Source organism: Allorhizocola rhizosphaerae (assembly GCF_003426775.1).
Taxonomy (GTDB): Bacteria; Actinomycetota; Actinomycetes; order Mycobacteriales; family Micromonosporaceae; genus Allorhizocola; species Allorhizocola rhizosphaerae.
Map to the genome: position 1 here is coordinate 1 of NZ_QJUG01000080.1, position 12,059 is coordinate 12,059.

The 12,059-nt window shown below is 69.4% G+C and carries 12 protein-coding genes; 7 read left to right on the plus strand and 5 right to left on the minus strand.

Annotated features, from left to right (window positions below; genetic code table 11):
• The coding region (locus DM816_RS18690) for a hypothetical protein (RefSeq protein WP_162907603.1) at positions 1-414 on the plus strand (414 nt) is incomplete at its 5' end.
• Here DM816_RS18690 and DM816_RS18695 read toward each other — a convergent pair.
• The 4 genes from DM816_RS18695 to DM816_RS18710 form a co-directional block, all read right to left on the minus strand.
• The gene (locus DM816_RS18695) at positions 325-873 is read right to left on the minus strand and encodes a S26 family signal peptidase (RefSeq protein ID WP_117211536.1); all 549 of its coding nucleotides are present in this window, start codon (positions 871-873) and stop codon (positions 325-327) included. The genes DM816_RS18690 and DM816_RS18695 overlap by 90 nt on opposite strands.
• Positions 873-2,645, minus strand: a complete 1,773-nt coding sequence (locus tag DM816_RS18700; protein WP_117211537.1) for an ABC transporter ATP-binding protein — start codon at positions 2,643-2,645, stop codon at positions 873-875. Before DM816_RS18700 ends, DM816_RS18695 begins: the two co-directional genes overlap by 1 nt.
• Positions 2,642-3,205 carry a thioredoxin domain-containing protein gene (locus tag DM816_RS18705; protein WP_117211538.1) on the minus strand — a complete coding sequence of 188 codons (564 nt, stop codon included), beginning with the start codon at positions 3,203-3,205 and terminating at the stop codon, positions 2,642-2,644. Before DM816_RS18705 ends, DM816_RS18700 begins: the two co-directional genes overlap by 4 nt.
• A gap of 78 nt (positions 3,206-3,283) precedes the next feature.
• The gene (locus tag DM816_RS18710; protein WP_117211539.1) at positions 3,284-3,490 is read right to left on the minus strand and encodes a hypothetical protein; all 207 of its coding nucleotides are present in this window, start codon (positions 3,488-3,490) and stop codon (positions 3,284-3,286) included.
• 178 nt (positions 3,491-3,668) lie between these two features.
• Here DM816_RS18710 and DM816_RS18715 point away from each other — a divergent pair, with 178 nt between their 5' ends.
• The 5 genes from DM816_RS18715 to DM816_RS18730 all read left to right on the plus strand — a co-directional run bounded on the left by DM816_RS18715 (position 3,669) and on the right by DM816_RS18730 (position 10,369).
• Positions 3,669-3,875 carry a hypothetical protein gene (locus DM816_RS18715; RefSeq protein WP_117211540.1) on the plus strand — a complete coding sequence of 69 codons (207 nt, stop codon included), beginning with the start codon at positions 3,669-3,671 and terminating at the stop codon, positions 3,873-3,875.
• 104 nt (positions 3,876-3,979) lie between these two features.
• Positions 3,980-4,150, plus strand: a complete 171-nt coding sequence (locus DM816_RS42690; RefSeq protein WP_162907605.1) for a hypothetical protein — start codon at positions 3,980-3,982, stop codon at positions 4,148-4,150.
• 85 nt (positions 4,151-4,235) lie between these two features.
• Positions 4,236-6,635, plus strand: coding sequence for a PEP/pyruvate-binding domain-containing protein (locus DM816_RS18720; RefSeq protein WP_117211541.1), 2,400 nt, complete (start codon positions 4,236-4,238; stop codon positions 6,633-6,635).
• Positions 6,625-7,212 (plus strand): TetR/AcrR family transcriptional regulator, encoded by a 588-nt coding sequence (locus DM816_RS18725; RefSeq protein ID WP_117211551.1) that lies wholly within the window; start codon positions 6,625-6,627, stop codon positions 7,210-7,212. The genes DM816_RS18720 and DM816_RS18725 overlap by 11 nt, the downstream gene beginning before the upstream one ends.
• Before the next feature lie 58 nt (positions 7,213-7,270).
• Positions 7,271-10,369, plus strand: a complete 3,099-nt coding sequence (locus tag DM816_RS18730) for a PQQ-binding-like beta-propeller repeat protein (protein WP_162907606.1) — start codon at positions 7,271-7,273, stop codon at positions 10,367-10,369.
• A gap of 58 nt (positions 10,370-10,427) precedes the next feature.
• On the opposite strand, the gene DM816_RS18735 is transcribed toward DM816_RS18730, so the two are convergent.
• Positions 10,428-11,300: a TolB-like translocation protein gene (locus DM816_RS18735; RefSeq protein ID WP_117211543.1), complete on the minus strand. Its 873-nt coding sequence runs from the start codon at positions 11,298-11,300 to the stop codon at positions 10,428-10,430.
• Between the two features lie 158 nt (positions 11,301-11,458).
• Here DM816_RS18735 and DM816_RS18740 point away from each other — a divergent pair, with 158 nt between their 5' ends.
• Positions 11,459-12,031: a nuclear transport factor 2 family protein gene (locus tag DM816_RS18740; RefSeq protein ID WP_211588760.1), complete on the plus strand. Its 573-nt coding sequence runs from the start codon at positions 11,459-11,461 to the stop codon at positions 12,029-12,031.
• Positions 12,032-12,059: the final 28 nt, after the last annotated feature.

A 12,059-nucleotide genomic window follows, 5' to 3' on the forward strand; every position in this document is an offset into this window, starting at 1 on the left:
CTGATGGCGATGGGCCGGCCGCGGGAGGCCGAGCGGGCGGCGCGCAAGGCGGCCACGCTGTTCGAGCGGATCGGTGACCCGATCGGCGCCGGGCAGAGCCGGCGGGCGCTGGGCGAGGCGATCGCGCGCGACCCGGCCCGGTGGGCGGAGGCCGAGCGGGCACTCACCGCCGCGCAAGCCATCTTCCGCGACCAGGGCTATGAGTGGGGCTTGGCGCTGGCCGAGCTGAGCCTGGGCGAGGTCGAGGTCCGCCGCGGCGCGGCCACTGCCGTCGAACGCTTGCGGCGTTCGCTCGCGTACTGGACCGAAATGGGTGTGCCGGCGCTACAGGCGCGCAGCCTCGCTGCCCTCGCCGAGGCGGCGGACGACCACTCCGATGAGCCGGTCAAGCCGAACGGGCCCGAAGTGGCGTGAGTCCCGGCTCATGGGCAGGTTGTCGCCCAGCAGGACCAGATTTCCCGGCGGCACCACGTCGGCCTGCCCCCGTTCCCACGGCGGCAGCCACGCGGGCAGCGGATCCCCCGGCGCGGCAGCGACTCGCTTGACGATGAGCGCTCGGTTGCCTGCTCGCGTGCCGAAGAGCGCTCGGTTGCCGACTCGCGTGCCGAAGAGGTCCCGGCCGCCCGCTCGCGTGCCGAAGAGCTCCCGGCCGCCCGCTCGCGTGCCGGGGCGGCACGGACCCGGCTCGGGGAGGACAACGATGTCGCCGACGCGCGGCACCTGGGCCGGGTTGCGCTTGACCAGCAGCCGGTCGCCGGGGCGCAGCGTCGGAGCCATGCTGATGCCGCTCACCCGGATCACGACGATGCGCGCACGGATCACCGCGATCGTTGCCACGATGGCAATCGCCACACCGAGCAGGAGCGCCGTCATCACGCCGCGACCCGGTATCCGGAGGCCTGGAGCGCGAACAACCGGGCGTATGCGCCGCCCAGTGCCACGAGCTCGTCGTGGTTGCCGCGCTCGACCGGCCGGCCCTCGGCAAGCACGACGATGTGGTCCGCCTCGCGGACCACGCCGAGGCGGTGCGAGACCAGCAGGCTGGCCCGGCCGCGCCGATAATCGCGCAGCCGTTCGTGTATCTCGTGTTCGGCCTCGGCGTCCAATGCGGAGCTGGGCTCGTCGAGGATGAGCAGGTCGGGCTGTTCGTGCACGAGGCCGCGGGCCAGCGCGAGCCGCTGCCACTGCCCGCCGGACAGCTCCACACCGGTGATGGTGTCGTGGAACATCCGTGTGAGCGGGGTTTCGTATCCCATCTGGAGCCCACTTAGGACATCGTGCACCCCGGCCCGGCGGGCCGCCCGCTCGACCCGGCTGGTGTCGCCGATCGCGGTCAGGTCACCGAGCTCGATGTTTTCGCGGGCGGTCAGGTCGTACCGGGTCGCGTCCTGGAACACCGCGCGGATGCGGCGGCGCAGCTCGGCCGGGTCGAGGTCGCGCAGGTCCACCCCGTCCCACAGCACCACGCCACGGGTGGGGTCGTACAACCGGCACAGCAGCTTGACCAATGTGGACTTTCCCGCGCCGTTGAGCCCCACGAGCGCGGTGCTTCGGCCCGCGGGCAGGACGAGGTCGACGCCGCGCAGCACCCACGGCTGGTCGTCGGCGTAACGGAACCAGACGTCGCGCAGTTCGACGCCGTGCCGCAACGCGGGCGCCGGCCGCGCCGGGTGGCGCACCGGCAGGTCGGGCTCCGCGGCTACGACGGCGACGTAGTGGCCGAACAGCAGGAGCGCCTGATGCATCGACACCATCTGGGTGACCAGCCCGGCCAGCGCGCCCTGCACCGCTGCGACGGCGGCGAACACGAGCGCCACATCGCCGACCGTGAGCATCCCGTCAAGCGCCGCGCGGACCGACCACAGCAGCAGCGCCCCGGCCAGTGCCGCGCCGAGCAACGATAGTCCAATTTGGACGGTCAACTCGCGGCGGTCCACCCGCCGGTGGGCCGTGTTGATCGTGCGGATCTCGGCCGCCATGCGCCGCCACAGGTACGGTCCCGCGCCGAACAGGCGAATCTCCTTGGCAGCCACCGTGTCGGTGAGCAGGCTCGCGTAGAACAACTCCCGCCGCTCCGCCTGGCCCACATTGACCACCATCCGGGCGCGGCGGCGGCTCAGCGACAGCTCCGCCAGCAGCCCCGGCACCGCGGCCAGCACGACGACGGCGGCGATCCACGGGCTGAGCAGAAACAGCGTGCCCGCGAACCCGGTCAGGGTCAGCGCGGCCTGCACCATGCCCAGCCCGCCGTCCACGACCATGCCCGGGGCGGTCACGCCGCTGGATCGTGCGACCTGGACCCGGTCGAGAAACGCGGGATCCTCGAAGCGCCGCAGTCCCACCAACCGGTCCATCGCCGCGTACAAGCGCTCGGTCGCAACCGTCCTGATTCGACGATCAATTTCTATGCGGAGGTACCGACTCGCGTGCGGCACCAGCGCGATGACTATCCCGGACACGGCGAGAGCCGTGGCCAACACCGCCGCCTGCGGCCAGCGCATGAGCCGGTCCGCCAGGCCGTCCACGAGCAGCTTGGTCAGCCAGGCGAGCGCGAGCGGGGCGAGACCACCGAGCACGGCCAGGCCCAGATACGCCGCGATCTGGGCCGGGGCAGCGTGCCGGGCGAGGGCGAGGGCTCTGTTCATGCGACTTCGATGAGCAGCGCGGAGTCGCGCTCGGCCACGGGTGTCAGGTCGTACCCTGACGCCTCGGCCACCCCATCGCGCACGAGAACGAACGCCGGGAACCCGGTGACCTCAAACGCCCGCTGGATCGGACCCCCTTCGGCCTCCACGACCACGGTCGCCACCGTTTCCAGTTGCCGCACGAGATCTACGGCCTCCTCGGCCGGCCCGGCGACCACGGCCAGCAACCGGTCCCGGCCACCCGGGCGCGCCGCCCCGAAGGCCAGGAAGGCGGGCAGGCGCTCGTGGCACGCGCTGCAGCCCATCGAAAAGAAGCCGACGAACGGCCGGTCCCCAAGGCCCGCCAGGCTCACCGGCCGCCCGTCGACACCGGTCGCACTGAACTCGCCCACCGGCGAGCCGGCAGTCAACGCCACGTCGCCGCCGGCGATCCGCCCGCCGCGCAACTCGGCCAGCTCCCGCGTCTGCTCGCGGAGCCGGCGGACCACACCGAACGTGAACAACAGGTTGGCGGCGGCCATCAGTCCAATCAGGACCACCGCTCCAATGAGATACGCCATCGAGTCTCCTCCGCAGCTTTCGTCAGTCAGGTCGGCCGCGTGTCGCCCTGGCGCGTGCCAGGGCGACGTGCGCGCCGGTCAGCAGCCCTGGTCGCGGTACTCGCAGGCGCCGCAGCTCTCGTACTGGCATGCGCTGCCGTACCGTACGCACAGCCTGGCGAACCGCTGGATTCCGCTGCAGTAACAGAACTTCCAGTACTCGTTGCCGCAGACGGCCTGTGCTGTCGCCTTCGGGGCCACGAAACCGACCATGCGATCGGCGAGCGCACCGAGGATACGGGTCATCGAGGGACCTCCTTCGCTAAACGGCCATCCCCGTCCGGCCGGATAGCCCATCCAAACCCGTCGCCCACCACCGGACCAGGACGTTTGACCGGACGTTCAACCGGACATTCCACGGGACGTCCCGGCCGCGATCCCGCGCCACATGAATGCTGTGGCAGCTCGTGGGTATGGCGAAGGGATGACACAGGGAACGCCTCCGGCGGGCGTTCCGGAGCCGCAGAAGCCGGAAACGAAGCCGGAAACGGATTTTGGTGACGATCAGCAACCGGTCGAGTTCCGCGACCAGGACGGTCCGACCGACTTCCGCGACGAGGACGGTCCGCTGGACTTCGACGATTTTGGGGACAGCGACGCAACAGGCGGGCAACCGGAACAGGAGCGCTGAATGACCGCGCGCTCTCGGCACCGGCCGCCCGGTGCGGAGAGCGCGCTTTTTCAGGAGACGGTTGACGGCTCGTCGACGCGTGCCTCATCGGGGTCTCGCTCGCGTTGTCCACCATCGATTTCAGATACTCGCTTCCCCTTCTGATCCTCGTGCCGGCCGCGGCGGCCCTCGGCTGGCAGCGGTTGACCGGCAAGGCGCCCGGCGTGCCCGAGGCACAGCCGCCGGTCCAGCCCGGCGATGACGCGGACATCCAGGAGCCGGCCAAGGCGAATTAGTGAACGTTGCGTTTCTTCGCGGTGAAGTCTAGCCTCGTTAGAGAACGATACGTTTTCTATGGGGTTCTGCGGCGGAGGGAAAGCGATGACACTGGTCGCACCACTGGACGCATTCGGGCGGGCCGACCTGGCCCTCGCCGGGGGCAAGGGTGCCAACCTGGGCGAGTTGATCCGGGCCGGGTTCCCGGTCCCCGCCGGGTTCGTCGTGACCACCGACGCCTATGCCAAAAGGGCCACCGACGCCCATGCCCAAAGGGCTACGGACGCCCATGCCGAAGAGGCAACCGACGCCCATGCCGAAGAGGGCGCCGACGCCTACGCCAAAGGGGGCGCCCACGTGCCCGATCCGCTTCGGCACGCCATCGCGCAGGCCTACGCGAGCCTCGGCGGCGGGCCCGTGGCCGTCCGGTCGAGTGCCACGGCCGAGGACCTGCCCGGGGCGGCCTTCGCGGGCCAGCAGGACACCTACCTCAACGTCGTCGGTGAGGAAGCGCTCATCGACGCCGTGCGCCGGTGCTGGGATTCGCTTTGGACGGAGCGCGCCGTGGCTTACCGGCGCAGGCTCGGCATCGACGACAGGGAGGTGAGCATCGCCGTCGTGGTGCAGCGCATGGTCGAGGCCGAGATGGCGGGCGTCATGTTCACCGCCGACCCGGTCACGGGCGACCGTGGCCACGTCGTCATCGACGCGAGCAGCGGGCTCGGCGAGGCCGTGGTCTCCGGGCTGGTCACGCCCGACCACTACGTGCTCGACGCACGAGGCCGGGTCCGCGAGTTCACGCCCGGCCGTCGTGAGGTCGTGGTCAAGGCCAAGGCGGGCGGCGGCGTCATCCATGAGACCGGTGGCACGGAGTTGCACCTGCCCGATGAGGCGCTCAAGCAACTGGCACACCTGGGTCAGCGGGTCCAAGTCCACTTTGGACGCCCACAGGACATCGAATGGGCGTACACCCAAAAGAAAATCGTGTTGCTGCAGGCACGGCCGATGACGGCGCTGCCGCCGCCCCCGCTCAAGCTCAACCGGATCGAGCGCCGGATCGGCTCGGTGCTGCTGGAGTACCTGCCTGTGCGCCCATACCCGATCGACACCACCACCTGGCTGCCGCACGGACCGGCCGGGCTCATGAACAAAATCGCCGAACACTTCGGCATCCGCGGCCCGTTCGAGGGTTTCCTTCCCGAGGAGGACGGAGTCGTGGTTCGGATGGTCCCGCGCGCGCCGCGCCCCACGCTCGGGATCGTGCGCGGACTCTTCCGGTTCGTGCGGCTCGCCCGGCGCTACGACCCCGCCCACTGGACCGAAGACCCGCGGTTCCGCGAGTTCCTGTCCCGCGCGCGCGACCTCGGCGCGCAGGATTTGACGACCATGACGTGGCAGCGGCTGTTGCAGGTGCCACGGCAGGCGCTCGCGCTCGTCGAACCCGTGACCGACTTCCGCACGCGATATCTGCCCGCGGCGGGCCTCGCGCTCCTGCGCCTTTTCCTTGCGCTCAAACGGCTTGGCCGCGCCGACATGCTCGGTGACCTCATCGCCGGCGCGCGGACGCGGACCACGGACGCCAACCGCGCGCTCGAAGATCTCGCCCAGCTCATGCGCCTCAAGGGAGATTTCGCGGCCCGGTTCGCGTCGTTCCTTGAGGAGTATGGGCATCGGGAGACCACGAGCCCGATCCTGGTCTCCCCGCCCACGTGGGCCGAGTCTCCGGAGACCGTGCTCGGGCTCATCAAGGTGCTGGCCGCAAAGGCACCCGAGCCGGCCAAGCCGGTCGATGACGCGCTCGCGAGGCTGCTGGAACACCCGCGCCTGCGCGATCCCAAGCGCCGCCAACGGATCCAGCGCTTGGTCGAGCAGGCGCGCGCCGGCATCGCGTTCCGCGAGGACAGCCACTTCTACTTCACCAAGCCGCTGCCGATCCTGCGCCGCTGCCTGCTGGAGATCGGCCGCCGATTGTCCGAAGTGGACGTGCTCGTCCGGCCGGAGGACGTATTCCATCTGCGGCTTGAGGAGATTGAGGCGATCGGGCTCCCGGCGGGCCTGAGCGAGTCCGAAAAGGACAGACTGCGCGCGATCGTGCGGCAGCGCGCCGCCAAGCGCGACGAGCTGGCCGGTGTGCGGCTCATCGACCCGAGAGCCGTGTTCCCGGCGACCGACAGAGGCGACGCGCTCGTGGCGGGCGCGGCCGCGGGTGGTGGCATCGTCACCGGGCCCGTGAAGGTGGTCCGCGATCCGGCCGAGTTCGGCAAGCTCGAAAGCGGCGATGTGCTGGTGTGTCCGTACACGAATCCGTCATGGACACCCCTGTTCCAACGCGCGGCGGCCGTCGTGGTGGACTCGGGCGGCATCGCCTCGCACGCCGCGATCGTCGCGCGCGAGTACGGTATTCCGGCCGTCATGGGCACGGCCACGGGGACTTCGACGTTGGTGGACGGGCAGGTGGTGACGGTGGACGGCGACACCGGGCGGGTGACCGCGCATGGTGACTGACCATCGCAAGCTCCCCCGGCGCCGGGGCGACGCGCTCAACGACGCGATCTACCGGGCGACCCTGGACGAGCTCGCCGAGGTCGGATACGCGAAGCTCACCATGGAACGGGTGGCCGAGCGGGCAAAGGCGAGCAAGGCGTCGCTGTATCGGCGCTGGCCCACCAAGATGGAGCTGGTACACGATGCCGTGCAGCATGTGCTGCGCGGCCCGATGACGCCGCCCGACACCGGCAGCCTGCGCGATGATCTGATCTCGCTGCTGCGCCAGAGCGCCGAGATGCTCACCGGGCCGGCCGGCGAGGCGTTGCGCGGTGTGCTGACCGATGCGCTGAGCGATGCCCGGCGCACCGCCGAGCTGCGCGCCCGCTCGCACGGTTCCGGGCTGCGCATGGTCGAGACGATCGTGCGCCGGGCGGCCGCGCGCGGTGAGATCGACGAGTCGGCGATCACCCCGCGCCGCCTGGAGGTGCCGCTCGCGCTGCTGCGACATCACTTTCTGTTCCATGGGGTACCGGTCCCGGGCGACGTGATCGGGCAGATGGTCGATGAGATCCTGGTCCCGCTGTTCAAGAGCTGATGTGCCCCATCGCCAAGGATCTATTGACTTACGGTCAGGCCCGAAATATGGTGCCCACATGGCTCGTGATCTTTCACGTCGCGCCGGCACCGCACTGCTGGCAATCTTTCTGACCGCGGCCACCGCCGCCGTGGTGGCAGGGGTGACCCCCGCCGAGTCCGCGAAAGCCGCAGGACCGTATCCGAAGTCGATCGATCTGGGACGCCCACCGGTCAAGGGCGTGACCGCCGCGGGCGGCGAAACCGCGCGCATGGCCGACGGCGCCTACCGCACCTGGGTGGTGGTCAGCGGCACAACCGTCGAAAACGACCCGGCCTACCTGGCCGAGGTGAACCCGTTCACCGGGAAAATGCTCGCCAAGTATGAGATGCCGACGGCCGGTGGCGCCTGGGGTGTCGCGGTGAGCCCCGACGGCCGGTATGTCTACGCCATGACCTACGGCGCGGGCCATGCCTACCGGCTGACCTACACCAGCCCGCGCTCGTTCGTCGACCTCGGCGCGCCCACCGCGAACACCAGCTTCCTGTGGGAGGGCGACACCGACGACCAGGGCAACCTGTGGATCGGAACATACGAGGGCAAGGCCTCGACCAAGACGGCCGGTCTGCTGGCCAGTTGGCGACCGGGCACCGGCTGGACCAACCACGGCGGATATGGCACTCAGTACGAGTACGTGCGCTCCGTCGAGTTCGCGCGTGGCCAGGTCTACGTCGGCCTCGGACAATACACCGGCTTCTACCGCCACGACCCGGCCACGGGCAACGACTATCCGATACCGCTGCCGCCCGGCATCCCGAACGACATGTACACGTACCAGCTCGACGACGCGGGTGACTACCTGTACGTGTACTTCGCGGGCGGCACCTCACCGGCCAAGGGCTGGCTCTACAACCTGGTGACCCAGCAATGGGTGCGCGAGATTGTGGGATACAACGGCGCGACGGTCTCCGACGAGGGTCCGGACGGGCTGGTCTACCTCGTCATGTCCGGCGAGCTCGTCGGCTACAACCCGGACACCGGCGCCGTGACGCGCACCGGCTTCACCGGCGACGGGCATCTTGGTGCGGCCAAAGGCATTCAGCGGGTGGTCGATCCCGACACCCGCCACGAGATGGTGGTCACCTCGCAGGCCAGCGGGGCGATCGCGCGGTACGACCTGGTGACCCGTACGGGGTCGTATCTCACGTGGGACAAGGTCGAGCTGGTGCCCAACCTGACACCCCTGCGCTCACTCGCGATCGGCCCCAACGGCTGGGCCTATCTGGGTGGCTACTTCGCGGGCGGGTTCGCCGGTTACGACCCGGACTCCGAGCGCTGGCATGAATACCCGTTCCCGCACCAGATCGAGGGCATGGCCACCCACGGCAGGAAGCTGTACCTGGGCGTCTACCCCAACGGTGCGCTCTACGAATACGATCCGGCGCGGCCGTTCGGATCCGGCAACCCGCGCAAGCTGTTCGATCTGCGGACCTACGGTCAGGAACGGCCGTGGACGGTCATCTCCGCCGGGCGGTACGTCGCGATCGGCACCACGCCGAAGAACTCCAAATCGGACGGTGCGGGCGCGGTGACGTTGTACGACCCGGCGGACGGCTCGTATCGGGTGTTCAACGGGATCGCCGGGGCGGGCGAGATCGGCGCGCTCGCCTACCGCAACGGCATCCTCTACGGCGGGTCGATGAACTGCTGCACCGCCGCGACGCCAAGCGACGGCACGCTTTTCGCGCTGGACGTGACCACGGGCGCGAAGCTGTGGCAGACCGTGCCGCTGGCCGGGGAGCGGGGCGTCAACGCGCTCGCCTTCGGCACCGACCCGAACGTCATCGTCGGCATCACCGCGGGCAAGGCGTTCCGCTACAACGTGAGCACCCGGCAGTTGCTCGGCAGCACGACACTGGTGTCCTACCCGTGGACCAACGTCCGTGGTTTCCAGCCGCGTGCGGTCAACCTGGTCTTCGACCCGCACGATGGGTACATGTACGGCACCGCAGTGGGCCGGTTCCTCAAACTGAACCCGACCACCCTGGCCAACGCCGCCCCGAGCGGGTGGACCGGTGGATATTTCGCCGCGGCCAACACCGGCCGCAAGTTCGCGGTCCAGTCGGTCAACGGACAGTCGCACCTCATCATGTCGCAGTGGTATGGACGGCCCGCCGGTCCGGCCATGCTCTACGGCAGCAGCGGCGGCAGTGCCCACATGTACCGCTGGGAGTCGGACGAGACCGCGTTCCAGCTTGGTCTCGGATGGCAGCAGAGCACGGGCTACGACCTCGCGAAGGTGGGCGACCGGATGGTGTCCGGCGACTTCACGTGCGACGGGGTGGACGACATAGCGGCGGGTTACGACACGGGCGGGGCCTTGCGCTTCGACGTGTGGGACGGGAAGTCCACGACCTCGGGGCCGCGCGTCTGGGGCGCGGCAGCCATCGCGCCGTCGGCGATCGGCGCGCGCATGGTCGCGGGCGACTTCGACGGCAACGGGTGCGCGGACCTGGCGCTGTTCGAGGCCGTGGCGGGCACGGCCGGAGCGCACCTGCACCGCTATCTGTCCGACGGCGCGACCCTCGCCAAGACGACGTCGGGCGACTGGAGCACCTCCACGGGCTATGACCTGACCAAGGTCGCCGGGCGCATGGCGACCGGTGACGTCGACGCCGACGGTCGCGACGACATCGTCACGGCCTACGATTACGGGACCTATTTCCGGTACCACATATGGAAAGAAGGCACCGTCTACAGTGGACCATCGGGCTGGTATCAGTCGGGCGCCTTCAGCCTCGCCAACGTCGGGGATCGCATGGTCGTGGGCGACTTCGACAGCAGCGGCACCGACGAGCCGGCCATGTTCTACCACTACGGCGGCAGCCACGCGCGGCTGTTCCGGTGGAGTTCGAACGGCGGCCAGTTCACGCTCGCCTCACCCGACTGGGAGGTCACCTCGGGCTACACGCTGTCCATGGTGGGCGACCGCATGGCGGTGGGCGACGTCAACGACGACGGCCGCGACGACATCATCGCCGCATACGACTACGGGTCCGACTTCCGCTACCACGTCTGGCTCAGCGGCTGGTCCTACACCGGCCCGGCGGGGTGGTACGACTCGGGCACGTTCGATCTGGCCCTGGTCGGCGGGCGCCTGGTGACGGGCGTCTGGTAGCTGGTCCAAAGTGGAGTGTGCGGCCGTTACGGGAAACGTCACGGCCGCACACTCACCCCTACTGAGTAACGTCGAACAGGTCGCGCAGCCGGATCGAGTAGAAGTCGTTCGACTCGGTGATGCGCACGAAGTAGAGCCGGTCGCCGCGCGGCGCGAGCGTCGGATGAAACTCCCACGCCGGGGTGTTCACGTTGGGCCCGAGGTTGAACGGGTTCGTCCAGCCGCCACCCTGATGCTGGAACGACACGTAGATGTCACTCCCGCCATCCTGGCCGCCGGACTGGCCCTCACGGCCCAGCGCGGCGAACAGCAGCACCCTGCCGTCCGGGGTGATTTCGGGGTTGAAGTCCAGCCCGGGAGTGTTGATGACCGGGCCGAGGTTTTCCGGCTCGCCATAGGTGCCGTCCGGGCGCAGCCGCGCGCGGTAGATGTCCCAGTCTCCGGTGCGGTCGCTGCCGAAATAGAGCGTGCCGTCCATCGCGACCGAGGGATACAGCTCGTTGCCCGGCCCGTTGACACCCGTGACCTCGACCGGCTCGCTCCAGCCGGAGCGGGTGCGCTGGACCACCCACAGGTCGGAGTCCTCGCCGGACCTGATGGTGGCGAAGAAAAGCCGCTTGCCGTCGGGGGTGATAAAAGGATCTATATCCTTGTGGGTACCGGAGAACGGCGCGACAGTCGGCTGCCCCCAGACCCCGTTGGTCCGGCGCGACACCAGGATGCGCGACTCGGTCGCCGAAAACCAGTCGCCGTTGGCGCGCGTGAAATACGCGGTGTTGCCGTCGCGGGTGAACGTGATCCGGTACTCCTGCTGATCCGACGAGATCACGCCCGGCGCGAACAGGTCGGACTGGGCCTGTGCCACACCGGGAAGGGCGAGCACCAGCGCACACGCCACAGCGGCCGTGGCCGCGGGCTTCAGAATCCTCATGTGAGCATAAACGCCGTGCGGGCACCGAAGGTTGACACGCTGAGTCGGCGTTGAACGGATGGCAGGCGCACGGAAGACGCACGGAAGACCGGTCATAACGGCTGGCTATGGCAACGGGTATTGGACCGCGCGCCCGGTGCGGGACCACCATCGGTCACATGAGCAGCGTAGAGACGAACAACATCGCGCGCCGCACCGTTGTGGCGGGCGCACTGGGCGCGGCGGCAGGTGCGATTGCCATGGCACCGGGCGCACAGGCGGCATCCCCTGCCGGACTGTCGCGTGTGGACGATGTCAACGCCATCCGGGCCGCGGTCGATGGCATCGACGACGCGGTGGACGCCAAGGACTGGGCCCGATGCCGGGCGTTGTTCACCGATCAGGTCGACGTGGACTTCGCGTCGCTGGGCGGCGGCGCACCCGCGCGCATCCCGGCGGACCAACTCATCGCGAACTGGCGGCGTAACCTGTACGCCGAGAAGACCAGCTTCCACCAGCGGTCCAATCACGACATCACCATCACCGGCGACAGGGCCGGTGTCCGATCCAAGGGCTACGCGTTCAACCGCCTGATCCGCCCGCTCGGCGACGCCATCTGGGAGGTGTGGGGCCACTACACCCACCGGCTGATCCGCACCCGTGACGGCTGGCGCTGCACGGCCATCGCCCTGACGACCGTCGCGCACGCCCGCGGCAACGAACTCGCCTGGACCCACGTCCCAAGCGAATAGCGAACCGGGGATGGCCCGTCCCTACACG

Excerpts from the sequence above, each read along its gene's own strand:
- DM816_RS18695 (WP_117211536.1), bottom strand. The coding sequence starts at position 873 with ATGACGGCGCTCCTGCTCGGTGTGGCGATTGCCATCGTGGCAACGATC.
- DM816_RS18700 (WP_117211537.1), bottom strand. The coding sequence starts at position 2,645 with ATGAACAGAGCCCTCGCCCTCGCCCGGCACGCTGCCCCGGCCCAGATC.
- DM816_RS18705 (WP_117211538.1), bottom strand. The coding sequence starts at position 3,205 with ATGGCGTATCTCATTGGAGCGGTGGTCCTGATTGGACTGATGGCCGCC.
- DM816_RS18710 (WP_117211539.1), bottom strand. The coding sequence starts at position 3,490 with ATGACCCGTATCCTCGGTGCGCTCGCCGATCGCATGGTCGGTTTCGTG.
- DM816_RS18715 (WP_117211540.1), top strand. The coding sequence starts at position 3,669 with ATGACACAGGGAACGCCTCCGGCGGGCGTTCCGGAGCCGCAGAAGCCG.
- DM816_RS18720 (WP_117211541.1), top strand. The coding sequence starts at position 4,236 with ATGACACTGGTCGCACCACTGGACGCATTCGGGCGGGCCGACCTGGCC.
- DM816_RS18725 (WP_117211551.1), top strand. The coding sequence starts at position 6,625 with ATGGTGACTGACCATCGCAAGCTCCCCCGGCGCCGGGGCGACGCGCTC.
- DM816_RS18730 (WP_162907606.1), top strand. The coding sequence starts at position 7,271 with ATGGCTCGTGATCTTTCACGTCGCGCCGGCACCGCACTGCTGGCAATC.
- DM816_RS18735 (WP_117211543.1), bottom strand. The coding sequence starts at position 11,300 with ATGAGGATTCTGAAGCCCGCGGCCACGGCCGCTGTGGCGTGTGCGCTG.
- DM816_RS18740 (WP_211588760.1), top strand. The coding sequence starts at position 11,459 with ATGAGCAGCGTAGAGACGAACAACATCGCGCGCCGCACCGTTGTGGCG.